This is a genomic window from Thermotoga sp. RQ2 (assembly GCF_000019625.1).
GTDB lineage: Bacteria > Thermotogota > Thermotogae > Thermotogales > Thermotogaceae > Thermotoga > Thermotoga maritima.
In genome coordinates this window covers 1,370,397-1,396,683 of sequence record NC_010483.1, presented here as the reverse complement: position 1 = coordinate 1,396,683, position 26,287 = coordinate 1,370,397, and the positions used below count along the sequence as shown (strand labels likewise).

35 protein-coding genes are annotated in these 26,287 nt (G+C 44.9%); 29 read left to right on the top strand and 6 right to left on the bottom strand.

Annotation, left to right across the window (positions count from 1 at the left end):
• Position 1: 1 nt before the first annotated feature.
• From secY to TRQ2_RS07030, 13 genes are read left to right on the top strand one after another with little or no spacing between them, the layout of a single operon-like run.
• Positions 2-1,297: a preprotein translocase subunit SecY gene (gene secY / locus TRQ2_RS07090; protein ID WP_012311091.1), complete on the top strand. Its 1,296-nt coding sequence runs from the start codon at positions 2-4 to the stop codon at positions 1,295-1,297.
• The gene (locus TRQ2_RS07085) at positions 1,294-1,956 is read left to right on the top strand and encodes an adenylate kinase (protein ID WP_011943798.1); all 663 of its coding nucleotides are present in this window, start codon (positions 1,294-1,296) and stop codon (positions 1,954-1,956) included. Before secY ends, TRQ2_RS07085 begins: the two co-directional genes overlap by 4 nt.
• Positions 1,953-2,705, top strand: coding sequence for a type I methionyl aminopeptidase (gene map / locus TRQ2_RS07080; protein WP_011943799.1), 753 nt, complete (start codon positions 1,953-1,955; stop codon positions 2,703-2,705). The genes TRQ2_RS07085 and map overlap by 4 nt, the downstream gene beginning before the upstream one ends.
• Before the next feature lies 1 nt (position 2,706).
• Entirely contained in the window at positions 2,707-2,931 is a 225-nt protein-coding gene (gene infA / locus TRQ2_RS07075; RefSeq protein ID WP_004081789.1) for a translation initiation factor IF-1, read from the top strand.
• Positions 2,932-2,948: 17 nt separating this feature from the next.
• Complete coding sequence (gene rpmJ / locus TRQ2_RS07070; protein ID WP_004081787.1) at positions 2,949-3,065, top strand: 50S ribosomal protein L36; 117 nt, start codon at positions 2,949-2,951, stop codon at positions 3,063-3,065.
• 15 nt (positions 3,066-3,080) lie between these two features.
• Positions 3,081-3,458 (top strand): 30S ribosomal protein S13, encoded by a 378-nt coding sequence (gene rpsM / locus TRQ2_RS07065; protein WP_004081785.1) that lies wholly within the window; start codon positions 3,081-3,083, stop codon positions 3,456-3,458.
• Between the two features lie 18 nt (positions 3,459-3,476).
• Complete coding sequence (gene rpsK / locus TRQ2_RS07060) at positions 3,477-3,869, top strand: 30S ribosomal protein S11 (RefSeq protein ID WP_011943800.1); 393 nt, start codon at positions 3,477-3,479, stop codon at positions 3,867-3,869.
• Positions 3,870-3,881: 12 nt separating this feature from the next.
• On the top strand, positions 3,882-4,511 hold the full coding sequence (gene rpsD / locus TRQ2_RS07055) for a 30S ribosomal protein S4 (RefSeq protein ID WP_011943801.1): 630 nt from the start codon (positions 3,882-3,884) through the stop codon (positions 4,509-4,511).
• A gap of 5 nt (positions 4,512-4,516) precedes the next feature.
• Entirely contained in the window at positions 4,517-5,527 is a 1,011-nt protein-coding gene (locus tag TRQ2_RS07050) for a DNA-directed RNA polymerase subunit alpha (protein ID WP_011943802.1), read from the top strand.
• Positions 5,528-5,530: 3 nt separating this feature from the next.
• Positions 5,531-5,926 (top strand): 50S ribosomal protein L17, encoded by a 396-nt coding sequence (gene rplQ / locus TRQ2_RS07045; protein ID WP_011943803.1) that lies wholly within the window; start codon positions 5,531-5,533, stop codon positions 5,924-5,926.
• 54 nt (positions 5,927-5,980) lie between these two features.
• Complete coding sequence (gene rho, locus TRQ2_RS07040) at positions 5,981-7,264, top strand: transcription termination factor Rho (RefSeq protein WP_011943804.1); 1,284 nt, start codon at positions 5,981-5,983, stop codon at positions 7,262-7,264.
• A 16-nt stretch (positions 7,265-7,280) separates the two neighbouring features.
• Positions 7,281-8,225 carry an ROK family protein gene (locus tag TRQ2_RS07035; RefSeq protein ID WP_011943805.1) on the top strand — a complete coding sequence of 315 codons (945 nt, stop codon included), beginning with the start codon at positions 7,281-7,283 and terminating at the stop codon, positions 8,223-8,225.
• 4 nt (positions 8,226-8,229) lie between these two features.
• Entirely contained in the window at positions 8,230-9,096 is an 867-nt protein-coding gene (locus TRQ2_RS07030; RefSeq protein ID WP_012311090.1) for a DegV family protein, read from the top strand.
• Here TRQ2_RS07030 and TRQ2_RS07025 read toward each other — a convergent pair.
• The 3 genes from TRQ2_RS07025 to yihA form a co-directional block, all read right to left on the bottom strand.
• Positions 9,032-9,538, bottom strand: a complete 507-nt coding sequence (locus tag TRQ2_RS07025) for a DUF5317 domain-containing protein (protein ID WP_008195054.1) — start codon at positions 9,536-9,538, stop codon at positions 9,032-9,034. The two genes, TRQ2_RS07030 and TRQ2_RS07025, sit on opposite strands and share 65 nt — an antisense overlap.
• Complete coding sequence (locus TRQ2_RS07020; protein WP_012311089.1) at positions 9,535-10,821, bottom strand: HD domain-containing phosphohydrolase; 1,287 nt, start codon at positions 10,819-10,821, stop codon at positions 9,535-9,537. The genes TRQ2_RS07025 and TRQ2_RS07020 overlap by 4 nt, the downstream gene beginning before the upstream one ends.
• A gap of 260 nt (positions 10,822-11,081) precedes the next feature.
• Positions 11,082-11,669, bottom strand: a complete 588-nt coding sequence (gene yihA, locus TRQ2_RS07015) for a ribosome biogenesis GTP-binding protein YihA/YsxC (RefSeq protein WP_008195058.1) — start codon at positions 11,667-11,669, stop codon at positions 11,082-11,084.
• 49 nt (positions 11,670-11,718) lie between these two features.
• Here yihA and cobO point away from each other — a divergent pair, with 49 nt between their 5' ends.
• The 16 genes from cobO to rpoD all read left to right on the top strand — a co-directional run bounded on the left by cobO (position 11,719) and on the right by rpoD (position 21,599).
• Entirely contained in the window at positions 11,719-12,231 is a 513-nt protein-coding gene (cobO, locus tag TRQ2_RS07010; protein ID WP_008195060.1) for a cob(I)yrinic acid a,c-diamide adenosyltransferase, read from the top strand.
• An 11-nt stretch (positions 12,232-12,242) separates the two neighbouring features.
• Complete coding sequence (psuG, locus tag TRQ2_RS07005) at positions 12,243-13,100, top strand: pseudouridine-5'-phosphate glycosidase (protein ID WP_008195064.1); 858 nt, start codon at positions 12,243-12,245, stop codon at positions 13,098-13,100.
• 53 nt (positions 13,101-13,153) lie between these two features.
• The gene (rpmH, locus tag TRQ2_RS07000; protein ID WP_004081758.1) at positions 13,154-13,288 is read left to right on the top strand and encodes a 50S ribosomal protein L34; all 135 of its coding nucleotides are present in this window, start codon (positions 13,154-13,156) and stop codon (positions 13,286-13,288) included.
• Positions 13,285-13,638 (top strand): ribonuclease P protein component, encoded by a 354-nt coding sequence (rnpA, locus tag TRQ2_RS06995; RefSeq protein WP_008195067.1) that lies wholly within the window; start codon positions 13,285-13,287, stop codon positions 13,636-13,638. The genes rpmH and rnpA overlap by 4 nt, the downstream gene beginning before the upstream one ends.
• Complete coding sequence (gene yidD, locus TRQ2_RS06990; protein ID WP_004081754.1) at positions 13,635-13,880, top strand: membrane protein insertion efficiency factor YidD; 246 nt, start codon at positions 13,635-13,637, stop codon at positions 13,878-13,880. Before rnpA ends, yidD begins: the two co-directional genes overlap by 4 nt.
• Positions 13,871-15,208 carry a membrane protein insertase YidC gene (gene yidC / locus TRQ2_RS06985; RefSeq protein ID WP_081501989.1) on the top strand — a complete coding sequence of 446 codons (1,338 nt, stop codon included), beginning with the start codon at positions 13,871-13,873 and terminating at the stop codon, positions 15,206-15,208. The genes yidD and yidC overlap by 10 nt, the downstream gene beginning before the upstream one ends.
• An 11-nt stretch (positions 15,209-15,219) precedes the next feature.
• Entirely contained in the window at positions 15,220-15,885 is a 666-nt protein-coding gene (jag, locus tag TRQ2_RS06980; RefSeq protein ID WP_008195072.1) for an RNA-binding cell elongation regulator Jag/EloR, read from the top strand.
• A complete protein-coding gene (locus TRQ2_RS06975; protein ID WP_008195073.1) occupies positions 15,863-16,207 on the top strand; it encodes a cupin domain-containing protein in 345 nt (114 codons plus the stop codon). The genes jag and TRQ2_RS06975 overlap by 23 nt, the downstream gene beginning before the upstream one ends.
• 128 nt (positions 16,208-16,335) lie before the next feature.
• Positions 16,336-16,650 carry a 50S ribosomal protein L21 gene (gene rplU, locus TRQ2_RS06970; RefSeq protein WP_008195075.1) on the top strand — a complete coding sequence of 105 codons (315 nt, stop codon included), beginning with the start codon at positions 16,336-16,338 and terminating at the stop codon, positions 16,648-16,650.
• Entirely contained in the window at positions 16,647-16,931 is a 285-nt protein-coding gene (locus TRQ2_RS06965; RefSeq protein WP_008195077.1) for a ribosomal-processing cysteine protease Prp, read from the top strand. Before rplU ends, TRQ2_RS06965 begins: the two co-directional genes overlap by 4 nt.
• Positions 16,921-17,172: a 50S ribosomal protein L27 gene (rpmA, locus tag TRQ2_RS06960; protein ID WP_004081742.1), complete on the top strand. Its 252-nt coding sequence runs from the start codon at positions 16,921-16,923 to the stop codon at positions 17,170-17,172. The genes TRQ2_RS06965 and rpmA overlap by 11 nt, the downstream gene beginning before the upstream one ends.
• A gap of 4 nt (positions 17,173-17,176) precedes the next feature.
• Positions 17,177-17,728 carry an ECF transporter S component gene (locus TRQ2_RS06955; RefSeq protein WP_012311088.1) on the top strand — a complete coding sequence of 184 codons (552 nt, stop codon included), beginning with the start codon at positions 17,177-17,179 and terminating at the stop codon, positions 17,726-17,728.
• Positions 17,721-18,170, top strand: a complete 450-nt coding sequence (rplM, locus tag TRQ2_RS06950; protein ID WP_004081738.1) for a 50S ribosomal protein L13 — start codon at positions 17,721-17,723, stop codon at positions 18,168-18,170. The genes TRQ2_RS06955 and rplM overlap by 8 nt, the downstream gene beginning before the upstream one ends.
• A 19-nt stretch (positions 18,171-18,189) precedes the next feature.
• Positions 18,190-18,594 carry a 30S ribosomal protein S9 gene (gene rpsI / locus TRQ2_RS06945; RefSeq protein ID WP_012311087.1) on the top strand — a complete coding sequence of 135 codons (405 nt, stop codon included), beginning with the start codon at positions 18,190-18,192 and terminating at the stop codon, positions 18,592-18,594.
• Positions 18,595-18,672: 78 nt separating this feature from the next.
• Positions 18,673-20,370 carry a DNA primase gene (dnaG, locus tag TRQ2_RS06940; RefSeq protein ID WP_012311086.1) on the top strand — a complete coding sequence of 566 codons (1,698 nt, stop codon included), beginning with the start codon at positions 18,673-18,675 and terminating at the stop codon, positions 20,368-20,370.
• Between the two features lie 5 nt (positions 20,371-20,375).
• On the top strand, positions 20,376-21,599 hold the full coding sequence (gene rpoD / locus TRQ2_RS06935) for an RNA polymerase sigma factor RpoD (RefSeq protein WP_011943816.1): 1,224 nt from the start codon (positions 20,376-20,378) through the stop codon (positions 21,597-21,599).
• 15 nt (positions 21,600-21,614) lie between these two features.
• Here the strand turns inward: rpoD and mfd are convergent, their stop codons facing one another.
• From mfd to TRQ2_RS06920, 3 genes are read right to left on the bottom strand one after another with little or no spacing between them, the layout of a single operon-like run.
• A complete protein-coding gene (mfd, locus tag TRQ2_RS06930) occupies positions 21,615-24,296 on the bottom strand; it encodes a transcription-repair coupling factor (RefSeq protein ID WP_012311085.1) in 2,682 nt (893 codons plus the stop codon).
• Complete coding sequence (locus tag TRQ2_RS06925; RefSeq protein WP_012311084.1) at positions 24,289-24,711, bottom strand: tetratricopeptide repeat protein; 423 nt, start codon at positions 24,709-24,711, stop codon at positions 24,289-24,291. The genes mfd and TRQ2_RS06925 overlap by 8 nt, the downstream gene beginning before the upstream one ends.
• The gene (locus TRQ2_RS06920; protein ID WP_012311083.1) at positions 24,698-26,287 is read right to left on the bottom strand and encodes a hypothetical protein; all 1,590 of its coding nucleotides are present in this window, start codon (positions 26,285-26,287) and stop codon (positions 24,698-24,700) included. Before TRQ2_RS06920 ends, TRQ2_RS06925 begins: the two co-directional genes overlap by 14 nt.

Below are 26,287 nucleotides of genomic sequence, written 5' to 3'. Positions count from 1 at the left end.
AATGTGGCAAGCTTTTAAAAACGCTTTTAAAATACCAGAGCTTCGTGACAGGATCATCTTCACGTTCCTCGCTTTGATCGTTTTCAGGATGGGGATTTACATCCCCGTTCCTGGATTGAATCTGGAAGCGTGGGGGGAAATCTTCAGAAGAATAGCGGAAACCGCTGGTGTCGCTGGAATTCTGAGCTTCTACGATGTGTTCACTGGAGGAGCTCTCAGTCAGTTCTCTGTTTTCACCATGAGTGTCACTCCCTACATAACCGCATCGATCATCCTTCAGCTTCTGGCATCCGTTATGCCTTCACTCAAGGAGATGCTCAGAGAGGGTGAAGAGGGAAGAAGGAAGTTTGCGAAATACACAAGGCGTCTCACACTCTTGATAGGTGGTTTTCAGGCTTTCTTTGTTTCCTTTTCCCTTGCAAGATCGAACCCGGACATGATAGCTCCCGGTGTTAATGTGCTTCAGTTCACCGTTCTCTCCACCATGTCCATGCTTGCGGGAACCATGTTTCTGCTCTGGCTCGGTGAAAGGATCACAGAAAAGGGTATAGGAAACGGTATCTCGATCCTGATCTTCGCAGGAATAGTGGCAAGGTACCCAAGCTACATCAGACGGGCGTATCTCGGCGGTCTGAATCTCCTGGAATGGATCTTTCTCATAGCTGTTGCTCTCATCACGATATTCGGGATCATACTCGTTCAGCAGGCGGAAAGAAGGGTTACTATCCAGTACGCAAGAAGGGTTACGGGAAGGAGAGTGTATGGAGGAGCCAGCACGTATCTTCCTATAAAGGTGAACCAGGGTGGTGTGATCCCCATCATCTTTGCGAGTGCCATAGTTTCAATACCCTCTGCGATCGCTTCAATAACGAACAACGAGACTCTTAAAAGTCTCTTCAGAGCAGGAGGATTTCTCTACCTTCTCATCTATGGATTGCTGGTTTTCTTCTTCACTTACTTTTACAGTGTTGTGATATTCGATCCCAGAGAGATTTCCGAAAACATCCAGAAGTATGGGGGTTACATTCCCGGTTTGAGACCTGGAAGATCAACGGAGCAGTACCTCCACAGAGTTCTGAACAGAGTGACGTTTATCGGAGGGGTCTTCCTCGTAGTTATAGCCCTTCTTCCCTACCTGATACAGGGAGCCATAAAGGTGAACGTCTGGATTGGAGGCACTTCCGCTTTGATCGCTGTGGGAGTCGCTCTTGACATCATTCAACAGATGGAAACCCATATGGTGATGAGACACTACGAAGGATTCATCAAAAAGGGTAGAATAAGGGGGAGAAGATGATGGCGTACCTCGTCTTTCTGGGACCTCCGGGTGCGGGAAAAGGAACCTACGCAAAGAGATTACAGGAAATAACAGGTATTCCACATATATCCACTGGTGACATCTTCAGGGACATTGTAAAGAAAGAGAACGACGAACTTGGGAAGAAGATAAAAGAGATCATGGAAAGAGGAGAACTCGTTCCGGATGAACTCGTGAACGAGGTTGTGAAAAGAAGACTCTCAGAAAAAGATTGTGAAAGAGGATTCATACTGGATGGTTATCCAAGAACTGTTGCTCAGGCAGAATTCCTCGACGACTTTTTGAAAAATCAAAACAAAGAGCTCACGGCTGCTGTACTCTTTGAAGTTCCTGAAGAAGTGGTTGTTCAGAGGCTCACAGCCAGAAGGATCTGTCCAAAATGTGGAAGAATTTACAATTTGATTTCACTTCCTCCAAAAGAGGATGAACTGTGCGATGATTGTAAAGTGAAGCTCGTTCAGAGAGAAGACGACAAAGAGGAAACAGTGAGACACAGGTACAAGGTTTATCTCGAAAAGACACAGCCGGTGATTGATTACTACGATAAAAAGGGCATTCTCAAACGAGTGGATGGTACCATAGGAATAGACAACGTGATTGCTGAAGTGTTAAAGATAGTAGGGTGGAGTGATAAATGATAAGAATAAAGACACCCTCTGAGATCGAGAAGATGAAAAAAGCCGGAAAAGCGGTCGCAGTAGCTTTGAGGGAAGTTGAAAGAGTGATCGTTCCGGGGAAAACCGCATGGGACGTTGAAATTCTTGTTCTGGAGATCTTCAAAAAACTCAGAGTCAAGCCGGCTTTCAAGGGATACGGTGGTTACAAGTACGCAACGTGTGTTTCCGTGAATGAGGAAGTGGTGCACGGTCTTCCCCTCAAGGAGAAGGTTTTCAAAGAAGGAGACATAGTCTCTGTGGATGTTGGAGCGGTGTATCAGGGACTTTACGGTGATGCGGCCGTTACATACATAGTTGGAGAAACCGATGAAAGAGGAAAAGAGCTGGTGAGAGTAACAAGAGAGGCACTGGAAAAAGCTATAAAAATGATAAAACCCGGCATCAGACTTGGAGATGTTTCGCACTGCATTCAAGAAACAGTTGAATCGGCAGGTTTCAACGTGATCAGGGATTATGTGGGTCATGGAGTGGGGAGAGAACTCCACGAAGATCCTCAAATTCCAAATTACGGAACACCCGGAACGGGTGTGATATTAAGAAAGGGTATGACACTGGCCATAGAACCCATGGTGAGTGAAGGAGATTGGAGAGTTGTTGTGAAAGAAGACGGATGGACAGCCGTTACAGTGGACGGTTCCAGATGCGCTCATTTTGAACACACGATTCTGATAACAGAAAATGGGGTGGAGATATTGACCAAGGAGGGATGAAATGGGAAAGGAAGATGTCATCCGGATGGAAGGGACCATAATAGAGGCTTTACCTAACGCTATGTTTAGAGTAGAATTAGACAATGGGCACAAAGTGCTCGCCCACGTTTCTGGCAGGATGAGGAAAAATTTTATAAGACTGGTTCCTGGAGATCGGGTTATTGTTGAACTCTCTGTGTACGATCTCACTCGAGGGCGAATCGTTTATAGAAAAAAACCAGAGTAACGAAAGGAGTGAGGAGAATGAAGGTTCAGGCTTCTGTGAAGAAGAGATGTGAACACTGCAAAATAATCAGAAGGAAGAAGAGAGTCTATGTTATCTGTAAGGTTAATCCAAAACACAATCAGAAGCAAGGTTAAGGAGGAGGGAAATGAATGGCTCGTATCGTAGGTGTTGAGCTTCCAAACAACAAAAAGGTCTGGGTGGCGCTGACCTACATCTATGGAATTGGAAGGAGCAGATCCTTTGAAATTTTGAAAAACACTGGTATAGATCCGGAAAAGAGAGTGGGAGACCTCACCGATGAGGAGATCAGCAAGATCACCAAGTACATCCAGGATCATTTCAAGGTAGAAGGAGAACTCAGAAGCGAGGTTGAAAGAAACATCAGACGACTCATAGAGATAGGGTGTTACAGAGGTATCAGACACAAACTTGGGCTCCCCGTTAGAGGTCAAAAGACCCGATCAAACGCAAGGACAAGAAAAGGACCCAGACCGAGCAGAATAAAGACCAAAAAGAAGTCTTCATAATGTAAAGGAGGGAATTGAATGGCAAGAAAGAGAGGAAGCTCTTCAAGGAAACAGAAGAAAGTTGGCTTCGATTACGGAGTGGTGCATATAAAATCCACTTTCAACAACACCATAATTACTCTCACTGACAAAGATGGAAATACACTCACCTGGGCCAGCGGAGGAACGGTGGGATTCGAGGGAACAAGGAAGGGAACACCCTACGCTGCTCAGCTGGCAGCCGATAAAGTGGCAAGAGAAGCTCTCAGAATGGGCATCAAAAAAGTCGATATTCTTGTGAAGGGACCTGGCCCGGGAAGAGAACCTGCGATAAGAACGCTTCAGGGCGCCGGTCTTGAAATCAACCAGATAAAGGATGTTACTCCTATTCCGTTCAACGGCTGCAGACCCAAGAAGAGAAGAAGAGTGTGAGGAGGGAACGAAATGGCGAGATATACAGGACCTCTTTGCAAGCTTTGCAGAAGAGAGGGAATGAAACTCTATCTTAAAGGAGAAAGGTGTTACACCGATAAGTGTGCTTTTGACAGAAGACCTTACGCACCGGGTCAGCACGGTCAGAGAAGAGCCAAGCTCACGCAGTACGGTATACAGCTCAGAGCAAAGCAAACCGTCAAAAGAATCTACGGCATACTTGAAAGACAGTTCGAAAGGTACGTGGAAAAAGCTATGCAGAAGGCAGGAGACACTCGAGAGAACTTGATCCAGATACTTGAAGCCAGACTGGACAACGTCGTGTACAGAATGGGATTCGCTATAAACAGAAGACAGGCAAGACAGCTGGTTAATCACGGACATTTCCTCGTGAATGGAAAGAAAGTGAATATACCGAGTTATCTTCTGAAGCCGAACGATGTAGTTGAATTGAGAGAAAAAAGCAGAGACCTCGAAGTGATCAAAAAGGCTGTAGAAGCCAACAAAGAAAGAAGCGTTGTACCCTGGATAGAAGTCGACTACGACAACTACAGAGGCACTTTCCTGAGATATCCGAGCCTTGAGGAAGTTACCGATCTTCCAGTCGATCTTCAGACAGTTATCGAATTCTACTCGAGGTGATGTGAATGATAGAGTTTGTGATACCGAAAAAATTAAAGGTGGAGGAAGAACGAGAGGAAAAGGACTATTATTATGCAAGATTTTCGCTTTCTCCGCTTGAAAGAGGATATGCCATCACGATAGGAAACGCATTGAGGAGAGTTCTTCTCTCCTCCATACCTTCTCTCGCAATCGTTGGAGTGAGATTCATAAAGCCAGAAAAGTACCATGAATACGATTACATTGAAGGAGTAAAAGAAGACATACTGGATATAATCCTGAACTTGAAGAAAGTTCAGTTTCGGGTCAACGTGACTGTGAAAGGTACAATAAAGATGGAGGTAGAAAAGAAGGGACCGGGCGAACTTGTCGCGGGTGATATAAAGACACCGGCTGGTATCGAAGTGGCGAATCCGGATCTACACATCGCCACCTTGAATTCTAAAGCAGATCTTTTCTTCGAAGTCTACGCAGAAGTGGGAAAGGGATTCGTTCCCGTGTCTGAGAGGGAAGAAAGACCTGACGTGGGATGGATTCCAATAGATGGAGTTTTCAGCCCTGTGATCAAAGTGAACTTTCTGACGGAAAACGTTCGTGTTGGAAAGAGGACGGATTACGACAAGCTCATTCTTGAAATCTGGACGAAGAAATCGATAAGACCTGAAGAGGCCCTCAGAAAGGCTGCGGACATCCTGATAAATCATTTCAAAATCGTGACGGAGGGTCTGCCTGAACTGAAGATCTCCGAGGAATACATCATCACATCCGAGGAAGAAGAAGCAGAAATTCCCGCCGTTGATCATGAAGAAGAAAACAGGGAGAATCTGGATGTTTACAACAGAAAGATAGATGAACTCGAGCTTTCGGTCAGATCTCTCAACTGTTTGAAGAGAGCTAAAATAGAAACGATCGGAGATCTTCTCAGCAAAACAGAGGAAGAGCTTTTGAAGATAAAGAATTTTGGTCAGAAATCTCTCGATGAGGTCAAGGAGAAATTGAAAGAAAAATTCGGTCTTGAGCTCAGGAAGGGGGAATGAAAGATGAGACATAGAGTGAAGAGGCACAGACTTGGAAGATATGGTAGCCACAGAAAAAGTCTCTTGAGAAACCTTTCAAGAGAAATCGTTGAACACGGTTCGATAGTTACCACAACAGCAAAAGCAAAAGCTCTGAAGATATTAATGGATAAACTTGTCAGCAAGGCCATAGAAGCCGCCACAACTGATGATAAAGCCAAAAGCGTTCATCTGAGGAGGCAGATAAACGCTGTGCTTGGAGACAGACGATTGACAAACAAACTTGTGGATGAAATAGCGAAGAACTACGTTGGGAGACACGGAGGCTATGTGAGGGTTCTGAGGATAGGTTTCAGAAGAGGAGATGCCGCTGAGATGTCGCTCGTTCAGCTTGTGGAGGCATCCAGTCAGGAAGGCTGATGCCTCCTTTTTCTTTCCCTCCCTTGTTGCCTTCCATCAGTAGGAGGTGAAAAATTGACAGAGGAACAGAAAGCCATTAGCATATCAGAGCTGGAATCCATGAACATAAAACAGCTCTACGAGATAGCAAAATCCCTGGGTATTCCTCGATACACTTCTATGCGAAAAAGAGACTTGATTTTTGCCATTTTGAAAGCCCAAACCGAATCCACCGGTTATTTTTTCGGTGAAGGTGTACTGGAAATTCATCCTGAAGGTTTTGGTTTTTTGAGAAGGCTCGAGGACAACCTTCTTCCAAGCAACGATGATATATACATATCCCCTTCTCAGATAAGGAAGTTCAACCTGAACACGGGAGATATAATTTCCGGGGTTATAAGGAAACCGAAAGAAGGCGAAAAGTACTTCGCCATGATAAAAATCGAAGCGATAAATTATCGACCAGTCGAAGCGGTCAACGACAGAGTAAACTTTGACAACTTGACTCCGGATTACCCCAGAGAACGCTTCATCCTTGAAACCAACCCAAAGATATATTCCACCAGATTGATAGATCTTTTCGCTCCTATTGGGAAGGGACAAAGAGGAATGATCGTGGCACCTCCAAAAGCCGGTAAAACGACTATCCTCAAAGAAATAGCGAACGGTATCGCTGAAAACCACCCGGATACCATAAGAATAATCTTACTGATCGATGAAAGACCGGAAGAGGTTACGGATATAAAGGAGTCAACGAATGCAATCGTCATAGCGGCTCCCTTTGACATGCCCCCAGACAAACAGGTAAAGGTCGCCGAGCTCACCCTGGAAATGGCAAAGAGACTGGTGGAATTCAATTACGATGTTGTTATACTCCTTGACAGTCTGACAAGACTTGCTCGAGTGTACAACATAGTAGTTCCTCCCAGCGGAAAACTTCTAACGGGAGGTGTGGATCCAGCCGCCCTTTACAAACCCAAGAGATTCTTTGGAGCGGCGAGAAACACCCGTGAAGGTGGAAGCCTCACGATCATCGCTACCGCTCTTGTGGAAACGGGTTCGAAGATGGACGAGGTCATATTCGAGGAATTCAAAGGAACAGGTAACATGGAGCTGGTTCTCTCAAGACAGCTGGCGAACAAGAGAATCTTCCCAGCCATAAATCTTTTGCTTTCCGGAACAAGAAGGGAAGAGCTGTTGCTCGATGAAGAGACTCTCAAGAAGGTTTGGCTCTTACGAAGGATGCTCTCTGCAATGACGGAAGAAGAAGGCTTGACGCTCATACTGAACAAACTTTCCGAAACTTCTTCAAACGAAGAATTTCTGAAATTGATAGACAAGGAAAAAGCAAGATACTGAGCAGGAGGTGCCGAAGTTGAAGCTCATAGGAGTTGATCTTGGAGGAACTACCTTCTCGGTAGGACTCGTGAGTGAAGATGGAAAAATACTGAAGAAAGTAACTCGGGATACTCTCGTAGAGAACGGAAAAGAAGATGTGATAAGAAGAATCGCCGAAGCGATTCTGGAGGTGGCTGATGGAGAAGAAACGCCTTACGTTGGCATTGGATCTCCAGGTTCGATAGATAGAGAGAATGGGATTGTCAGATTCTCCCCTAATTTTCCGGACTGGCACAACGTTCCACTAACTGATGAGCTGGCAAAGAGAACTGGGAAGAAAGTTTTTCTTGAAAACGATGCGAACGCGTTTGTCCTTGGAGAGAAGTGGTTCGGAGCCGGAAGAGGATACGATCACATAGTGGCTCTGACACTTGGAACTGGCATTGGCGGAGGAGTTGTCACTCACGGACACCTCCTCACGGGAAGGGATGGAATAGGAGCGGAACTCGGGCATGTTGTCGTCGAACCCAATGGCCCCATGTGCAACTGCGGTACAAGGGGTTGTCTTGAAGCTGTGTCATCCGCAACGGCGATAAGGAGATTTCTCAGAGAAGGCTACAAGAAATATCACGACTCTCTGGTTTACAAACTCGCGGGTTCACCCGAAAAGGCAGACGCCAAGCACCTTTTTGACGCCGCAAGACAGGGAGACAGATTCGCTCTGATGATAAGAGACAGGGTGGTGGATGCCCTGGCACGAGCCGTAGCGGGCTACATACACATATTCAACCCGGAGATAGTGATCATAGGTGGAGGAATTTCAAGAGCGGGAGAGATTCTGTTTGGTCCCCTGAGAGAGAAAGTGGTGGATTACATCATGCCATCCTTTGTGGGAACCTACGAAATAGTGGCGAGCCCTCTCGTCGAAGACGCCGGAATCCTCGGAGCGGCTTCCATAATAAAGGAGAGGATAGGGGGGTGAACTGATGAAGGTAAAGATTCTCGTTGACAGCACAGCCGATGTTCCTTTTTCCTGGATGGAAAAATACGATATGGACAGCATTCCACTGTACGTGGTGTGGGAAGACGGAAGATCCGAGCCTGACGAAAGAAAGCCGGAAGAGATAATGAACTTTTACAAGAGAATAAGAGAGGCAGGCAGTGTGCCAAAAACTTCCCAACCGAGTGTGGAGGATTTCAAGAAGAGATATCTGAAGTACAAAGAAGAGGGTTACGATGCTGTTCTGGTTCTCACTTTATCGTCGAAGCTTTCCGGAACTTACAATTCCGCCGTTCTCGCATCCAAGGAAGTGGACATACCCGTTTACGTTGTGGATACCCTTCTTGCTTCGGGTGCGATACCCCTTCCAGCTCGTGTGGCTCGTGAAATGCTCGAAAATGGTGCCACCATCGAGGAAGTACTGAAAAAACTCGATGAGAGAATGAAGAACAAAGACTTCAAAGCGATCTTCTATGTTTCAGATTTCGACTACCTTGTCAAGGGAGGAAGGGTGTCGAAGTTCCAGGGATTCGTGGGAAATCTTCTCAAGATAAGAGTGTGTCTTCACATAGAGAACGGTGAGCTCATCCCTTACAGAAAGGTCAGAGGAGACAAAAAGGCAATAGAAGCCCTCATAGAAAAACTGCGTGAGGATACTCCTGAAGGTTCGAAACTGAGAGTGATAGGTGTTCACGCGGACAACGAGGCCGGAGTCGTGGAGCTTTTGAACGCTCTCAGAAGAAGTTACGAGGTTGTCGACGAGATCATATCGACGATGGGAAAGGTGATCACGACTCATGTGGGACCCGGGACGGTTGGGTTTGGAATCGAGGTTTTAGAGCGAAAAAGATGAAAACACCGACGAACACGAGTATGTCTCCCACACTTATAACGAACTTCCTTCCCCACGGAAGATAAACTGGTATGTAGTCTGCGAGGAAAGTTTTCCAGGAAAATTCAGTGAATGCAATGTGTTTGAAATCGAGATCCAGATTGAGAAGTTTAAGGGTGGGCTCCCATACTGGCATCCTTCCACCGTTGACGCTCATGGTGAAGCCGTTCAGAACAGCACCGACTGCCATCGGTTTGAAGCCGGGAATATCTCTGTTCCAGATAAAGAAAAGAAAGAGCATCACAAACGATAGGGGAACGAGAATTTCCTTCCATGGAAGAAGCTGAAGCACAAAAGGAACGGCGAATAGATAGAGCCCTTTGTAGTTGTATTTCAAAACGTTTTTGATGTTTCCCGTCAGTATCGAAAGAAGCAAAGCTATAAGAAAAACATCGATCATCATGTTTCTTCTTCCTCCTTTTCTTTTTCGAGGATCTCAAAGAGCAGATCGACGAGTCTGGGATCGAGAACGGTTCCCTTCATGTTTTTCATCATGATTTCCTTTGCCTCTTCGTGACTGAGTGCTTTTCTGTAAGGTCTGTCACTTGTGAGCGCTTCGTACACATCGGCAACGGATATTATCCTGGAAGGCAGAGGGATCTCTTCTCCTCTCAGACCATCGGGATATCCTTTCCCGTCCCACCTTTCATGGTGGTGCCTTACCCATTTGCTCTCTCTGTTGTTGAATATGTCAACTTCCCTCAGTATGTCTTCACCCATGATAGGGTGGTTTTTCACCATCATCATTTCTTCTTTTGAGAGGATGGTGGGCTTCTTCAGAATGTGGTCCGGAATTCCTATTTTTCCTATGTCGTGCAGGAAAGCGGCGTTGTAGATTCTTTCAACCATCTTCGGTGAAAATCCAAGTCTTTTGGCCATTTTCTTTGCAAGTTCTGCCACTTTCTCGCTGTGACCGCGGGTGTATTCATCTTTTTCTTCAAGACTCTTTGCAAGGAGTTTCAGGTGTTCCAGTTTTGCTTCGTAGTACTTGTACCTGTAGTAGTTTCCTACCTGAATGGAAAGAACGGCTGCCAGAGATACGGGAATGGCTACGAACCCGATGTACTGATAAAGAATGTAAATGACTGCTATGACAGGTATCATGAGGGCCATGCTCGTGACAGGACCTGACAGAACCTTGGAAGCGGTTTCACGGATATCACCTTTGGTGAGGATGTAAACTCCAAAAAACACAAAGACGTTGTTGATTAGAAAATAGACAACGGTACTCAGTAGAATAGCGAGAATATTTTGAAAGGTGTTTGTTCCGGATAGACGGTGGAAGAGGAGGCTTGTTAAGAAAGTTGATACCGCTATCTGCGAGAGATTAAAAACGTACCGACTGATAGGATAACGTTCTCCAAACAGAAATTTTATTATTTTAAAAGTGATAGCCGATGTGGCGTTAATGATAGAAGCTACCAGTGGGTTCAAGAGTGCAGCTACAAAGATGTTCACAACAAAAGCGGCAGAAGTTTCCACTTTACCGTGAGTAAATTCTAAAGTTTTTATGCTGATAATTTCGAAAATTATTGCTGTCAGGAAAAAGAGCATCGTCCAGCTCAATCTCTGAGGTTCTTGAGAAAATTTTCCTGAACTAGAAAAGGCTAATAATAAATATCCTACAAATATTGATAGAGAATAAATAAGAAATTTTCTTTCAGTCAAATCCTTTTTTTCTTTCATATGCTCACTCCTTATGAGGGATACGAGGGCAGGAGGAATATTTTCTCCGAAATTATTACCAAATTCTATTAGAACCAACAACTGCCATCAGTGTTCCGAGCAGGCTCCCAAGAACGAGGACTATTTTCATGAGCTTTCTCATGGCTTTCCCCCCTTTCGTTGCTTTATCTCAGAGCTTCGCTCGTTACCGGATCTTCGCTGACCACATCTCGTACCTCTCCGCTCAAAAATTGTCCCCCCTGCCCTCACAACATATTTTATCAATTTTCTTTCAGTAACGTTGATATCAAATCCAGAAGTTCACTTATTCCTTCCCCAGTGACTGATGATGTCGGTATGATCGTGTACTCCCCGTATCTTGAGAACACTTTTCGATGCTCTTCGAGTTTTTTTGCTCTCTCTGACATCTTCACTTTATCCATCTTGGTGAGAACTATGGTGAACGGTATGTTCAGGCTTTTCATCCACTCTATCATCATGAAGTCGCTGTCCTGAGGTGGAATCCTTCCATCCACGAGGAGAAAGACCATCTGAAGGGACCATCTGTTCTTGAAATAGTCCTCCACGAGTCGCTTCCAGAGCATTCGTTCTTTCTTGGAAACTTTCGCGTACCCATATCCCGGAAGATCCACGAAGTAGTATTTTGAGTTGACAAGATAGAAATTTATCGATCTCGTCTTTCCGGGAGTTTTGCTCACAAAAGCGACCTTTCTGTTGAACAGCGCATTGAGAAGAGAAGATTTACCCACGTTCGATCTTCCAACGAAAGCGACCTCACCTTTCAAGGGAGGAGGATAGTCACCTGGAGTTCTGGCTATTTTAACCAGTTCTACATCTCTGATAATCATATTTTCTCACCCTTTTTCATGCTAACATACGAGTAAGGAGGGATGCAAGTTGAAGGGATACATCCACGTTTACACGGGCAACGGAAAAGGAAAGACAACGGCAGCGCTCGGACTCGCAACAAGAGCAGCGTGTGCAGGCTTGAAGGTGTTCTTTGGACAGTTTCTGAAGGGAAGAGAAACTTCTGAGCTCAAAATAAGCGAATTCCTCCCAAACTTTGAAATCGTTCAGTATGGAACACCTGAGTTCATCGTGGGAAATCCTTCGGAAGAACAGATAAAAAAGGCAAAAGGCGGTCTTGCCGATGCGAAAGAAAGGCTCGTCTCTGAAAAATACGATGTGGTTGTACTGGACGAACTCTGTGTGGCCATGCATCTTGGACTTTTCTCAAAGGAGGAGATAGAAGATCTTCTGAACGTCAAGCCAGAAAATGTGGAGCTCGTGATAACGGGAAGATACGCTCCTGAGTGGTTGATAGAGAAGGCCGATCTTGTCACAGAAATGAAAGAGGTAAAACATTACTACCAGAAGGGAGTTGTAGCAAGGAAGGGAATCGAGTATTAGGAGGTGTTCCTGTGATCATAGAAAGTAGGATAGAAAAAGGAAAGCCCGTTGTAGGAATGGAAACCACAGTGTTTGTTCATGGACTGCCCAGAAAGGAAGCCATAGAGTTGTTCAGAAGGGCGAAAGAGATATCCAGAGAAAAAGGGTTCCAGCTTGCGGTTATAGGCATCCTGAAGGGAAAGATCGTCGCTGGCATGAGTGAAGAAGAACTCGAGGCGATGATGAGAGAAGGCGCCGATAAGGTAGGCACTCGAGAAATTCCCATTGTGGTGGCTGAGGGAAAAAACGCTGCGACTACTGTGAGTGCCACCATCTTTCTCTCCAGACGAATCGGAATAGAGGTCGTTGTAACCGGAGGAACTGGGGGCGTTCATCCCGGACGTGTGGACGTTTCTCAGGATCTCACCGAGATGTCTTCTTCACGCGCTATTCTCGTATCCAGCGGGATAAAGTCCATTCTTGATGTGGAAGCAACTTTCGAGATGCTTGAAACTTTAGAGATTCCTCTGATTGGTTTCAGAACGGACGAGTTCCCATTGTTTTTCTCGAGGAAAAGCGGCCGAAGGGTTCCAAGGGTAGAAAATGTAGAGGAAGTCCTGAAGATCTACGAAACCATGAAAGAAATAGAACTTGAGAAAACCCTCATGGTGCTGAATCCCGTGCCAGAGGAGTACGAAGTACCGCACGATGAAATAGAACGTCTTCTTGAAAAGATCGAGCTGGAGGTTGAAGGAAAAGAAGTGACTCCTTTTCTTCTCAAAAAGCTCGTGGAGATGACAAACGGAAGAACTCTGAAGGCGAATCTTGCTCTTCTCGAAGAAAACGTGAAACTCGCGGGAGAGATTGCGGTAAAACTCAAACGCTCGTGAGTATGATATACTAATTGAGAGAATAGACACTGTTGAGGAGGAGGTCAAGCAGGATGAAAAGAACGTATCAGCCTTCAAGAAGAAAGAGAAAGAGAACACACGGATTTCTGGCGCGCAAGAGAACACCGGGTGGAAGAAGAGTTCTCAAGAACAGGAGAAGGAAAGGACGCTGGAGACTGACTGTATGACAGAAAGTTTCACCCGCAGAGAACGCCTGAGGCTCAGGAGAGATTTCCTGTTAATATTCAAAGAGGGAGAAAGTCTTCAAAACGAGTACTTTGTGGTTCTTTTCAGGAAAAATGGGCTTGATTATTCCAGATTGGGAATAGTTGTGAAGAGAAAGTTCGGAAAGGCGACCAGAAGAAACAAACTGAAAAGATGGGTAAGGGAGATCTTCAGAAGGAACAAAGGTGTAATTCCAAAGGGTTTTGACATAGTAGTGATTCCCAGAAAAAAACTGTCAGAAGAATTCGAACGAGTGGATTTCTGGACCATACGTGAAAAGCTTTTGAATCTCTTGAAGAGGATAGAAGGATGAAAAAACTGCTTATAATGCTTATAAGGTTTTATCAGAGATACATTTCACCTCTCAAACCTCCAACCTGCAGGTTCACTCCAACCTGTTCGAATTACTTCATACAGGCCCTGGAGAAACATGGGCTCTTGAAGGGGACCTTCCTGGGCCTCAGGCGTATTCTCCGATGCAATCCCCTATCAAAAGGTGGTTACGATCCTGTTCCCGAGGAATTTTCATTCAAACCAAGGAGGCGATGGTCTTGAGAAAAGTTGTAGCAATACTGCTCGCCATACTTCCAATCTTTTTGTTTGCTGTGGAACCGATCAAGGTTGTTCGCTCCGAGAAAGAAATAGTTGTTCTCACCAGGTTCGAGGAGTATCACTTCGATCTGGAAAAGGGCATACTCAAAGACTTTTACACCCTTGTCGATGGTCGAAAGCACGTTTTCACCTATGGAAATGATGGCTTCGATGTACTCGATGAGGGAACACCTCTGACAGTGATAGAAGAACCGATAGTAACCGGTGTGGGAAAAGTATCCGAGGGTTTCTCCGACGAGGTAAGTATCGTATACAACTACGGCTACGTGAAGAAGATTTTCACGATAAAGAACGACGAGAATTATACCTTCTTTGTTGATATAGAAAGCTCAAAACCCGTTGAAGTGACGGTACCCAGAGTATCTGTCGATACCTCCACGGATAGATACCTGGAAAATTACTTCGCGTCCTTCAATCCCGGAACGCGAACACTCGTACTTTTAAAGCATGACGAAGGTCTCCTCTTTGAAGGTACTCTGAAGATAAACGGACAAAAGCGTTTCATCGTTTTCATGGGACCGAACAAGAGAACTCTAATAAAGAAAGCCTTTCCAGAGGATTACGATGTTCTCATAAAAGCTCTTGTGAAGATACCGGGATTCAACAAGTGGTACGATCCTGTGTTTTACGGTCTGGTCTGGTTCTTCTGGTGGCTGAAAGATCTCACGAAGAATTTTGGATGGGCGATTGTGCTCTTTACTCTTATCGTGAGGTTGATACTCTATCCGCTCTACCACGCTCAAACGAAATCTCTCATAAACATGAGAAAGTTACAGCCGCAGATAGAAGCCATCAAGAAGAAGTACAAGGACCCGACGAAACAGCAGGAAGCTCTCCTGAAGCTCTACAGAGAAGCGGGAGTGAATCCGGCTAGCGGCTGTCTCATGCTCCTCATACAGCTACCTATCTTCATGCTTCTGTGGTCGGTCATCAGATACTACGTCGAAGAATTTGCCTACAGCGGAAATTTTCTCATCTGGAAGGATCTCTCCGCGGGTGGTTTTTCCAACAACTGGCTGTTTCTGATAATCACCATAGTGGCGAGTTACTACACAACGCTTCTCACAAGCCAGGATGCGAGAACGGCCTGGCAGGGTATCATCATGTCGGTGATCTTCCCGTTCCTGTTCGTGGGACTTCCAAGCGGACTGTTTCTGTACTATGCAACTAACACTCTGATTCAACTTGCGGTGACTTACTATACCTACAAACGCTACAAGATAAAAGGTCTCACAACGAGAGAACTTCTCGGTCTTCCGAAAAAGGCATGAGGGGGGATTAGATGAAGAAAATTGTGGAAAGGGCTCCTACAGTGGAGGAAGCGGTTGAAAAAGTGGTCAAAAAATACGGTCTCGGAGAAGGAGAGTACACGGTCAACGTGTTGGAAAAAGGATTTCATGGAATATTCGGCCTCTTTTCAAAAGAAGCGGTTGTCGAGGTGCAGATCACCAAAGCTTACTTTGAAAGAAAATTGAAAGAATTTTTAACTGAGATTTTGCAGGTGGTAGATTCAGAAGTCAAAATAACTGTGAAATCTTCTGGAAGGAGTTTCTTTGTTGACGTGGAGAGTGAAAACGTAGGAAGGCTCATAGGTAAACACGGAAAAACCATGGGAGCACTTCAGCATATAGCGATGATCTTCCTCAACAGATTGAGTGATACGAAGCTGAACGTGATTCTGGATATGGGAGATTACAGGGAAAAGCGGAAGAAATCTCTTGAGAAAATAGTGGAAGAGGCTGTCAAAAAGGCTATTTCCGAGAAGACCAAAGTAGTACTGGATCCCATGTTTTCTTTTGAGAGGAAAATTGTTCACAAACTTGTGAGAAAACACAGAGGTGTGATAAGCTACTCAGTCGGTGTAGAACCTTACAGAAGAGTTGTGATAGAGTATTCTGGAACGAGGCGAGAGGGGAGAAGAAAACATGATATTAAAGAAAGCATATGATGTCACTCCCCAGGAAATTTCAACCGATAAGGTACGAGGAGTTCGTAAAAGAGTCCTCATAGGCTTGAAAGACGCTCCAAACTTTGTCATGAGACTTTTCACGGTGGAACCTGGCGGTCTCATCGACAGACACTCCCATCCATGGGAGCACGAGATTTTCGTTTTGAAGGGAAAGCTCACAGTTTTGAAGGAGCAAGGCGAGGAAGCGGTGGAAGAGGGTTTTTACATCTTCGTTGAACCCAATGAAATACACGGCTTCAGGAACGATACAGACTCCGAAGTGGAGTTTCTCTGTTTGATACCTAAGGAAGGCGGAGAGTAATTCTTTTTTAAAATATCCGAAAAGAAAGAGTAGTAAAATACTCTTCGCTGGTGCGTGGGGTGCGTTTCAAATCCCTCAAGGGTACGTACCCCAGCACTTGTATACCATGTGATTGGGAGGTGAAGGTGTTGTACGCCATCGTAGAAACGGCTGGCAGGCAGTACAGGGTCGAAGAAGGAAAGATTCTCTACACTGAAAGGCAGAAAGACTACTCCCCGGGTGACGAGATCGTTTTCGACAGAGTGGTGTTCGTCAGGAAGGACGGAGAGGTGCTCGTCGGAAAACCTTATGTTGAAGGAGCTAAGGTTGTAGGGAAGGTTCTGGAACACGCCAAAGCCAGAAAGGTAAAGACTGTGAAGTACAGACCCAGAAAGAACAGTAAGGTGGAAAAAGGTCACAGACAGTGGTACACCGCCATCAAAATTGAAAAGATTGAACTATGATAAAAGTGACTGTGACTAATTCTTTTTTTGAAGTAACAGGTCATGCACCAGACAAAACACTGTGCGCTTCAGTTAGTCTTTTGACGCAGCACGTGGCGAACTTTCTGAAAGCCGAGAAAAAAGCGAAAATAGAGAAGGAATCCGGTTATCTGAAAGTGAAATTTGAAGAACTCGAAAACTGCGAAGTGAAGGTGCTAGCGGCTATGGTGAGGTCTTTGAAAGAACTCGAACAGAAGTTTCCTTCTCAGATCAGAGTGGAGGTGATCGACAATGGCTCATAAAAAGAGTGGTGGTGTTGCGAAGAACGGTAGAGACAGTCTTCCAAAATATCTGGGAGTCAAAGTGGGAGATGGTCAGATCGTCAAAGCAGGAAACATCCTCGTGAGACAGAGAGGAACAAGATTTTATCCCGGAAAAAACGTTGGTATGGGAAGAGATTTTACCCTGTTTGCACTGAAGGATGGCAGGGTGAAATTTGAAACGAAAAACAACAAAAAGTATGTGAGTGTCTATGAGGAGTGAAAGAGTGAGCAGCATAAAGAAAATCTCCTTCGTGGGGATTTTCTCGGCTCTTGCAACTCTGGTGATGTTTCTAGAGTTTCCGATATTCCCACAAGCGAGTTTCCTGAAATACGATCCCAGCGAAATACCGGCGCTCATAGTGAGTTTCTTACTGGGACCCGGCGTCGGCATGTTTGTCGTCCTGGTGAAAGACATTCTCTTCTTTCTCATGAAGTCCGGTGATCCTGTGGGAATCGCGATGAACGCTGTGCTGGGAATGTCCTTTGTGGGAATAGCTGGCCTCATTTATCACAGAAACAAGAGCAGAGCAACGGCAATAAAAGGCATGATTGTCGCTACACTTTTTACCACAGCGTTCGCTCTGGGGTTGAACGCTCTCATCGTGCCGCTTTACTTCAAAGCTCCGTTCGAACTTTATCTGAAATTTTTCCCGTTCATACTGGCTTTCAATCTGGTGAAATTTGGAATCGACTCGGTTGTGACGTTCTTCGTTTACAAGAAAGTCTCCAGTATCCTTAAACTGGAAACAGTGGAAGGGAGGAGCAACAATGGCTAGGTACTTTCCTGTTCAGAAGACAACTATGATAAAACCCGAAGAGGTTGAAAGAAAATGGTACGTGGTAGATGCTTCCGGAAAGGTTCTCGGAAGACTCGCGACACGCATAGCGAAGATATTGATGGGGAAACACAAGCCCAATTACACTCCGCACGTTGACACGGGAGATTACGTCATCGTTGTGAACGCTGACAAGGTGGTTCTTACCGGAAAGAAGCTCGATCAGAAGGTTTATTACTGGCATTCTGGTTATCCCGGAGGTCTGAAGTCTCTGACAGCAAGACAGATGCTGGAAAAGCATCCCGAAAGACTCATATGGCTCGCTGTCAAAAGGATGCTCCCGAAGAACAGAAAGGGCAGAAAAATGCTCAAAAGACTCAAAGTTTATGCGTCACCCGAACATCCACATCAGGCACAGAAACCTGAGCCTATTGAACTGTGAAGAATGAGGAGGGAGAAGAATGGCCGAAGTGATAGGATACTACGGAACGGGAAGAAGAAAGACTGCTGTTGCAAGAGTTTATTTGAGACCGGGAGAAGGAAAAGTGAAGGTCAATGGAAAAGAATACGAAAGTCTGAATGACTATTTCAAAAATCCTGCATGGACAAAACACGCGATAGAGCCCCTTGAGGTAACCAACACACTTGGCAAATTCGATCTTGTCATAAGGGTTAACGGTGGAGGTCTGTCCGGCCAGTCCGGTGCCGTGAGGCTTGGAATTGCCAGAGCCCTCCTTCAGTACGACCAGAATCTGAGGCCTGTTCTCAAGAAATACAAGATGCTCACAAGAGATCCAAGAGAAGTGGAAAGAAAGAAGTACGGTTTGAAAAAGGCAAGAAGAGCTCCTCAGTTCTCCAAGAGGTGATTTTGCTGGCAGCAGACAATTGCGGGGTCCGGTTCTCCCGGACCTCTCTTTTTCTGTTTGTTAACGAGGAGTGAGAGTGTGATTCCTCGAGAGGTCATCGAGGAAATAAAGGAAAAAGTTGACATCGTAGAAGTCATTTCAGAGTATGTGAATCTCACCCGGGTAGGTTCTTCCTACAGGGCTCTCTGTCCCTTTCATTCAGAAACCAATCCTTCTTTTTACGTTCATCCGGGTTTGAAGATATACCATTGTTTCGGCTGTGGTGCGAGCGGGGATGTCATCAAATTTCTTCAGGAAATGGAAGGGATCAGTTTCCAGGAAGCGCTGGAAAGACTTGCCAAGAGAGCTGGGATTGATCTTTCTCTCTACAGAACAGAAGGGACTTCTGAATACGGAAAATACATTTGTTTGTACGAAGAAACGTGGAAAAGGTACGTCAAAGAGCTGGAGAAATCGAAAGAGGCAAAAGACTATTTAAAAAGCAGAGGCTTTTCTGAAGAAGATATAGCAAAGTTTGGCTTTGGGTACGTTCCTAAGAGATCCAGCATCTCTATAGAAGTTGCAGAAGGCATGAACATAATACCGGAAGAACTTGTCAGATACGGTATCGCGCTGAAAAAGGGTGATCGATTTGTTGACAGATTCGAAGGAAGAATCGTTGTTCCAATAAAGAACGACAGTGGACATATTGTGGCTTTTGGTGGGCGTGCTCTCGGCAACGAAGAACCAAAGTATTTGAACTCTCCAGAGACCAGGTATTTTTCGAAGAAGAAAATCCTTTTTCTCTTCGATGAGGCGAAAAAAGTGGCAAAAGAGGTCGGCTTTTTCGTCATCACTGAAGGCTACTTCGACGCGCTCGCATTCAGAAGGGATGGAATACCAACGGCGGTCGCTGTTCTTGGGGCGAGTCTTTCAAGGGAAGCAATTCTGAAGCTTTCGGCGTATTCGAAAAATGTCATACTGTGTTTCGATAATGACAGAGCAGGCTTCAGAGCCACTCTCAAATCCCTCGAAGACCTCCTTGAATACGAATTCAATGTGCTTGTAGCAACCCCCTCTCCTTACAAAGATCCGGATGAACTCTTTCAGAAGGAAGGGGAAGGTTCGCTGAAAAAGATGCTGAAAAACTCACGTTCGTTCGAATATTTCCTGGTGACTGCTGGTGAAGTCTTCTTTGACAAAAACAGCCCCGCGGGTGTGAGATCCTACCTTTCTTTCCTCAAAGGTTGGGTCCAGAGGATGAGAAAGAAAGGATATTTGAAACATGTAGAAAATCTCGTGAAGGAAGCTTCGGCTTCTCTCCAGATACCAGAAAACCAGATTTTGAACTTTTTTGAGAGTGAAAAGTCTAACACTATGCTTGTTCATGGATCCAGGTCGTCAAAGGTTTACGATGAGGGAAGAGGACTTGCTTACCTGTTTTTGAACTACGAAGATTTGAGGGGAAAGATTCTGGAGCTGGACTTAGAGGTACTGGAAGATGAAAACGCGAAAGAATTTTTCAAGAGGGTTTCATCCGATGAAGATTTAAGCGAAGCTATAGAAAACTTTCCAAAAGAGTTGAAAGATTGGGTTTTTGAAACGATAGAAAGCATTCCTCCTCCAAAGGATCCCGAGAAATTTCTCGCTGACCTCTCCGAAAAGTTGAAAATCCGGCGGATAGAGAGACGTATTGCAGAAATAGATGAGATGATAAAAAAGGTTTCAAACGATGAGGAAAGGCGTCTTCTTCTCTCTATGAAGTTGGATCTCCTCAGAAAAATAAAGAGGAGGTGATCGGTATGGCGAAGAAGGAAAAAGTCACAATGAACGAAGAACAGCAGGTTCTTCAGGAACAGCACCAGGAGCAGACGCAGGAGCAGACACAGGAACAGAAAGAAACGCTTCCTCCTCAGGTAGAAAAACGTATAAAAAAACTCATCAGTTTAGGAAAAAAGAAAGGTTACATAACATATGAGGATATAGATAAAGCTTTTCCTCCAGACTTCGAAGACTTTGATACGAATCTGATAGAGAGAATACATGAAGAACTGGAAAAACATGGAATAAACATTGTGGAAAGTGAATCTGAGGAAGAAGAAATGAGTGTTCCCGGTGACGAACAGGAACTAGAAGAACTTTTGGAGAGAGAATCCCCTGAGATACACGATTCGAGCAACGTAAGGGATTCCATCAAGATGTATCTCAAAGAGATAGGAAAAATACCACTTCTAACACCAGCTCAAGAACGTGAACTCGCAAGACGAGCACAGATGGGCGATAAAAAGGCCAAAGAGAAACTAATAACATCGAATCTGAGGCTTGTTGTCAGTATAGCTAAGCGCTACATGGGACGCGGTCTTTCTTTCCAGGACCTCATACAGGAAGGAAACATAGGACTTCTGAAGGCGGTAGAGAAGTTCGACTGGAGGAAGGGTTACAAATTCAGTACGTACGCTACCTGGTGGATCAGACAGGCAATCACAAGAGCGATAGCGGATCAGGCAAGGACCATCAGGATACCTGTCCACATGGTGGAAACTATAAACAAACTGAACAGGTTGAGAAGAGAGTACTATCAGAAACACGGTGAAGAACCATCCATAGAAGAACTCGCAAAGATGATGGGCAAACCCCCAGAAAAGATAAAGGAAATACTCGAAGCAGCGAAGGAAACCATATCCCTGGAATCTCCTATAGGTGAAGATGAAGATTCTTCCATCGAAGACTTTGTGGCTGACGATTCCATAGCCTCTCCAAAGAAAGAGGCCATGAGGATGCTCATGAGGGAAGAGCTCGAGAAAGTCTTGAAAACTCTGAGCCCGAGAGAAGCGATGGTTCTGAGAATGAGGTACGGCTTGCTTGATGGAAAACCAAAAACGCTTGAAGAAGTTGGCCAGTATTTCAATGTCACAAGAGAAAGGATCAGGCAGATAGAAGTCAAAGCACTGCGGAAGTTGAGACATCCATCGAGGAGCAAGTATCTGAAATCACTGCTCTCTCTGATGGATGAAAACGAAGGGTGAGCCCTGCTCACCCTTTCATTTTTTCAGTAAGTCCATGAGAAACTCCACCGGATTCTCCCTGGTGTAGAGAACAACACTTCCCGACCGTCTATTGTATCTCGGATGATTCAAAAACGGCGAGTCTCTGTTTGGAAAGATTTCCACCATTGAGTGATCGAATCTGATCTTCTTTACTCCCAGCTTCGAAGCTCTGATCCTCAATCTGAAGTAATCAACGAGTAACTTCACTTCTTCGGGTGGTTCTCCGAATCTATCCCTCATTTCCTCCAGTATTTCCTCAAGATCTTCCTCATCAAGAGAGGATGCGAGCCTTCTGTAAAGTCTCAACCTCTCTACAGGATTCTGCACGTAATCTTCCGGTATGAAAAATCTGCCCGGGGGATTTTCTATTTCAACGTTCACAGAGTGTTTCTTTTCGATTCGTCTTTCTTTGAATCTCGTGATGGTCTCTTTCAAGATTTCGTTGTACAGTTTCAAACCAACGGACACAACATTTCCATGCTGTTCCAAACCGAGGACATCTCCCACACCTCTCAGTTCCATATCTTTCAACGCTATTTGAAGACCGCTTCCAAAGCCTGTGTAGGATTTTAGCACCTTCAGTCTTTCAAGAGCGCTTCTTGGAGTACCCTTTGGGTACAGGAAGTACGCAAAGGCCCTTCGGTCGCTTCTACCCACCCTTCCTCTGAGCTGATAAAGCTGTGAAAGGCCGTATCTGTGTGCGTCATCCACTATGAGTGTGTTTGCATTCGGTATATCAACACCATTCTCGATAATTGTGGTACACAGAAGAACATCGATGTTCCCGCGGTAGAACTCGTGGACAATTCTCTCCATAGCTCTTCTAGACATCTTTCCGTGGGCGACTGCTATTTCCAGCTCTGGGAACATCCTTTTCAGTTTTTCGAAAACTTCCGGTAGTTCTTCCACGCGGTTGTGAACGTAGATCACCTGACCTCCCCTGTTTATCTCCCTGATCACCGCTCCCTTGACGAGATCATCGCTGTACTCTGCGACATAAACGTATACTGGTTTTCTTCCAGGGGGAGGAGAATTTATCACAGAAAAATCTTTCATTCCAGAGAGGGCCATGTGGAGGGTGCGTGGAATAGGTGTAGCACTCAGGGTTAGCACGTTCACCGAGAGTCTCAGTTTCTTGAACCTTTCTTTTTGCTCAACTCCAAACTTTTGTTCTTCGTCGATGATGACAAGACCAAGATCGGAGAATTCGATTCTTTCATTCAGCAAAGAATGCGTGCCTATGATGATGTCTATTTCTCCCTTCTTCAGCTTTTCGATGATCTCCTTCTTTTCTCTCGCTGTTCTTGAACTGTCCAGGAGTTCTACTTTTACACCGAACGTTTCCATTCTCTCTTTGAAGTTCTCGTAGTGTTGTCTTGCCAGAACGGTGGTTGGTACAAGCACCGCTACCTGTTTACCAGATACAACTGCACGGAACGCAGCTCGCAGAGCCACTTCTGTTTTTCCAACACCCGCATCTCCGCACAGGAGTCTGTCCATTGGTTTTTCAGAGGCAAGATCACTCATCACTTCCTCTATACTCTGTTGCTGATCGGGGGTTTCAATGTATGGAAAAGATTCCGCGAATTTTTCTTCCAGTTCTGGGTCACCTGGAAGAGAAAGACCCTGGGCCTCCTGTCTTTTCATGTAAAGTTCAACGAGTTCTCTGATCTTTTTCTCGATGTCTTCTCTCACTTTCTTCAGTGTTTGTTTCCATTTTCCGCGGTTCATCCGGTCGAGTTTGACCTGCGAAGGATCACCTATGTATTTATGAACTCTGTCGATCTTCTCGATGGGAACGTACAAAACTGCGTCTTCATATTTCAACTTCAAATAATCCCTCTCTCCGAGAACTCCCTTGAGCCGAACAACCCCTTCGAAAATCGCTATTCCGTGTTCTCTGTGAACTACGAGTCCACCCTCTTCGATCTCATCGACATCCAGAATGGGCAGCGATTCTTTCTTCTCAATACGTGTTGATAACGATACGGAAGCTTTTTCAACGTTTTTGAGTACCACTTCGACTACTCTTTCATCGAAGAAGTCGTTGTAGCGTTCCTTCAAAAGGTCCCTCATTTCTTTCCTGAACTTTCTGTATTCATCCAGAACCTTTTGAAGATCTTCGCAGATGAAGCGAACATCCGTTTTTACGAAATCAAGCAAGGTGCTTTCACCGTATAAATCAACAAAAGGAAGTATCAGAGTCTTGTCAGCACTCTGAAATGAACGCTGGGTGTCTACCTTGAAGAAACGGATTTCTTCGATTTCGTCCCCGAACAGCTCTATCCTCACAGGAAAGTCGTTCCCTGGAGAGTAAATGTCGATTATATCTCCGCGAATGGCAAATTCTCCCACGTTCTGAACAGTGAAAACACGTTCATATCCCATTTCGACGAGTCTTTCTGGGGACAATGTGAGCTTTGTGGATCTTGTTATCATCAGGGAGTTTTCTCTCAGAAAATCGGGTGAGAACACCTTTTCGGTGAGCGCTTTCAGGGTAGTGGCTATCTTGATGTTCTCTCCGTTTAGAAGCCTCCACAGGATTTCTATTCTTTTTCCTTTTATCTCGGGTGACAAAACAACATCTTCGAGAGGCAAAACATCTCTCGAAGGATAGAAAATGTATCCTTCTATATTCGAAAATCTTTCGTTCGGCAGCAGAAGAATCTCAACCATTTTTCATCAGGTCTTTTACAATCCTCTTCTGATCTTCATCGAGTCCTTCCATGGGGTCTGGAAGGTTGAGCTTTATCTTACACAGGGCTTTCACTATCTTCACTCTGGGATCTGTCAATCCCTGTTCCTCGGCCTTTTCCAGCAGTTTCAGAGCCTCGAAGAATTTCCCCATCTGATAGTATGCGCTTCCCAGATTGAAGAGAACGACCGGATTTTTTTGATCTATTTCCAGTGCTCTTTTGTAGCTCTCAATAGCCTTTGCCAGAAGATTCATTCTTCTGTAGATGTTTCCTATGTTGACCCAGACTTCTACTGATTGTTCTTTTTCGGCTATTTTCAAAAATTTTTCCAGGGCACTCTCCAGCTTTCCTTCTTCGAGTTCACGGTATGCTTCTTCAAAGTCACTGGAGACCAAGTTCTATCACCTTCTTTGTGACGTATATGGTATCCGAATAGTTCATGTCGAGTGTTTTGAAAGAAACGGAAATAGGAATGATCTCTTCCGTTATAGGCTTCACATAAGAAAAGCTGAAGACCCAGAGGTTGTGCTTGAGAAAATATGGTTCACCGATGCCTCCTCCTGATTTGTAGCAAAAATCTTTCAGAGCTGCGCTCGCTTCAGGAGAGGTGTAGAGCTTGACATTTTTGAGTTTCAAAACGGCGAGCTGTTCGTTTGAGAAGGTAATATCCGGGGGCACCACAACGCAGTATCCCCTTCGATCGTTTATCTGGTAGACTTTCTTAGAGAGAAACTCCTCATCGCTTATGTATACTGTGTATTCTCTCAGCTCGTGTGAAACCTCGAACGGTACTCTTCCACGCGCTTCGAAAAGATCTGAGAAGAGCTGAACCAGATCGATATCACGTCCAAAGGCATTCTCCACCCTCACGTACAGGAACATTTTATCGACAGTCAATTCAAAGGAATCGATGTGAACAAAGATAGGTTCCGAGGACTTGAGAAGAGAGATCTCAATCGAATTCTTGTCCCAGTTCATTCCAAACAGGTATGGATATTCGTACTCTATGTTCACATACTGGGGAATTTGACCCACTGTTTGAAGTTTTTTTCCATCGAAATGGAAAAGATTTCCAGACTGATCTAAGAGGAGATAAGAACCATCGTAAAAGATTTCAAAGGAACGCGTCGGAACAGGAAGGGGAATGTTTTTCTGTGATTCCGTATCCACGTTGATCACGATGAGAGAATTGCTCCACGTGTCAAGGACGACAACCTGCCTGCAGTACACCTCCGCGTCGACGATCAGGGGTTTCCCATCGATTGGTATTTCTCTCTTCAAACCGTTTTCTGAAATCAAAACGATTTTATCCACATCTGCCAGGGTAAACTCTCCAGAATTCAAAACACCTGCTCCTATCGGATTGAGAAACTTCCCTATTTCCTTTTCATTCTTGAAAACCCTTCCGTCTCTTGAGATCAAGAAGACGTTTCCGTCCCTATTGGTGAACACCTGCTCCGGTTGGAAAGATAAGGTTTTAACATTGAAATTGAAACCATCGCTTTCGATAAGACGGTTGTTGACCGGATCGACGATGTATATACTCTCACCGAAAACTGCCACATCTGTGGGTGTGAGAAAATATTCTATTCCATCTTTAAAACCTTGGAGTGTTTTTAACGTTTTCATGTTGAAAGAATCAGATTCTTTACCCTGCAGTATGAATTCCAGATTGTGAACCAGCGAGAGCACCTCTGGTTGATCCGGTACGATAACAAGCAGGTTTTTCAGATCCTCGTAAGCCTCTCTCACTCTTCCTGTTTCTATCATCAATTTTGCTCTCAAATACCAAAACTCTGCGAGATTCTCAGCGGGGATGGGTTTGTAGAAGATCTCCTCTATCTTCTGCTGTGCGGAAGATATATCTCCCTTTGCCCAGTCTATGATCGCTTCTGAGAACATCTCTCTAACGCTTTGAGAGAAAAGAGCAGAAAAGGTTAGCAGAAACAAAAGCAATATCGTTTTTTTCAC

Coding starts and splice junctions, on each gene's coding strand:
- secY (WP_012311091.1), top strand. CDS start 2: ATGTGGCAAGCTTTTAAAAACGCTTTTAAAATACCAGAGCTTCGTGAC.
- TRQ2_RS07085 (WP_011943798.1), top strand. CDS start 1,294: ATGATGGCGTACCTCGTCTTTCTGGGACCTCCGGGTGCGGGAAAAGGA.
- map (WP_011943799.1), top strand. CDS start 1,953: ATGATAAGAATAAAGACACCCTCTGAGATCGAGAAGATGAAAAAAGCC.
- infA (WP_004081789.1), top strand. CDS start 2,707: ATGGGAAAGGAAGATGTCATCCGGATGGAAGGGACCATAATAGAGGCT.
- rpmJ (WP_004081787.1), top strand. CDS start 2,949: ATGAAGGTTCAGGCTTCTGTGAAGAAGAGATGTGAACACTGCAAAATA.
- rpsM (WP_004081785.1), top strand. CDS start 3,081: ATGGCTCGTATCGTAGGTGTTGAGCTTCCAAACAACAAAAAGGTCTGG.
- rpsK (WP_011943800.1), top strand. CDS start 3,477: ATGGCAAGAAAGAGAGGAAGCTCTTCAAGGAAACAGAAGAAAGTTGGC.
- rpsD (WP_011943801.1), top strand. CDS start 3,882: ATGGCGAGATATACAGGACCTCTTTGCAAGCTTTGCAGAAGAGAGGGA.
- TRQ2_RS07050 (WP_011943802.1), top strand. CDS start 4,517: ATGATAGAGTTTGTGATACCGAAAAAATTAAAGGTGGAGGAAGAACGA.
- rplQ (WP_011943803.1), top strand. CDS start 5,531: ATGAGACATAGAGTGAAGAGGCACAGACTTGGAAGATATGGTAGCCAC.
- TRQ2_RS07030 (WP_012311090.1), top strand. CDS start 8,230: ATGAAGGTAAAGATTCTCGTTGACAGCACAGCCGATGTTCCTTTTTCC.
- TRQ2_RS07025 (WP_008195054.1), bottom strand. CDS start 9,538: ATGATGATCGATGTTTTTCTTATAGCTTTGCTTCTTTCGATACTGACG.
- TRQ2_RS07020 (WP_012311089.1), bottom strand. CDS start 10,821: ATGAAAGAAAAAAAGGATTTGACTGAAAGAAAATTTCTTATTTATTCT.
- yihA (WP_008195058.1), bottom strand. CDS start 11,669: ATGATTATCAGAGATGTAGAACTGGTTAAAATAGCCAGAACTCCAGGT.
- rpmH (WP_004081758.1), top strand. CDS start 13,154: ATGAAAAGAACGTATCAGCCTTCAAGAAGAAAGAGAAAGAGAACACAC.
- rnpA (WP_008195067.1), top strand. CDS start 13,285: ATGACAGAAAGTTTCACCCGCAGAGAACGCCTGAGGCTCAGGAGAGAT.
- yidD (WP_004081754.1), top strand. CDS start 13,635: ATGAAAAAACTGCTTATAATGCTTATAAGGTTTTATCAGAGATACATT.
- yidC (WP_081501989.1), top strand. CDS start 13,871: ATGGTCTTGAGAAAAGTTGTAGCAATACTGCTCGCCATACTTCCAATC.
- jag (WP_008195072.1), top strand. CDS start 15,220: ATGAAGAAAATTGTGGAAAGGGCTCCTACAGTGGAGGAAGCGGTTGAA.
- TRQ2_RS06975 (WP_008195073.1), top strand. CDS start 15,863: ATGATATTAAAGAAAGCATATGATGTCACTCCCCAGGAAATTTCAACC.
- TRQ2_RS06965 (WP_008195077.1), top strand. CDS start 16,647: ATGATAAAAGTGACTGTGACTAATTCTTTTTTTGAAGTAACAGGTCAT.
- rpmA (WP_004081742.1), top strand. CDS start 16,921: ATGGCTCATAAAAAGAGTGGTGGTGTTGCGAAGAACGGTAGAGACAGT.
- rplM (WP_004081738.1), top strand. CDS start 17,721: ATGGCTAGGTACTTTCCTGTTCAGAAGACAACTATGATAAAACCCGAA.
- rpsI (WP_012311087.1), top strand. CDS start 18,190: ATGGCCGAAGTGATAGGATACTACGGAACGGGAAGAAGAAAGACTGCT.
- rpoD (WP_011943816.1), top strand. CDS start 20,376: ATGGCGAAGAAGGAAAAAGTCACAATGAACGAAGAACAGCAGGTTCTT.
- mfd (WP_012311085.1), bottom strand. CDS start 24,296: ATGGTTGAGATTCTTCTGCTGCCGAACGAAAGATTTTCGAATATAGAA.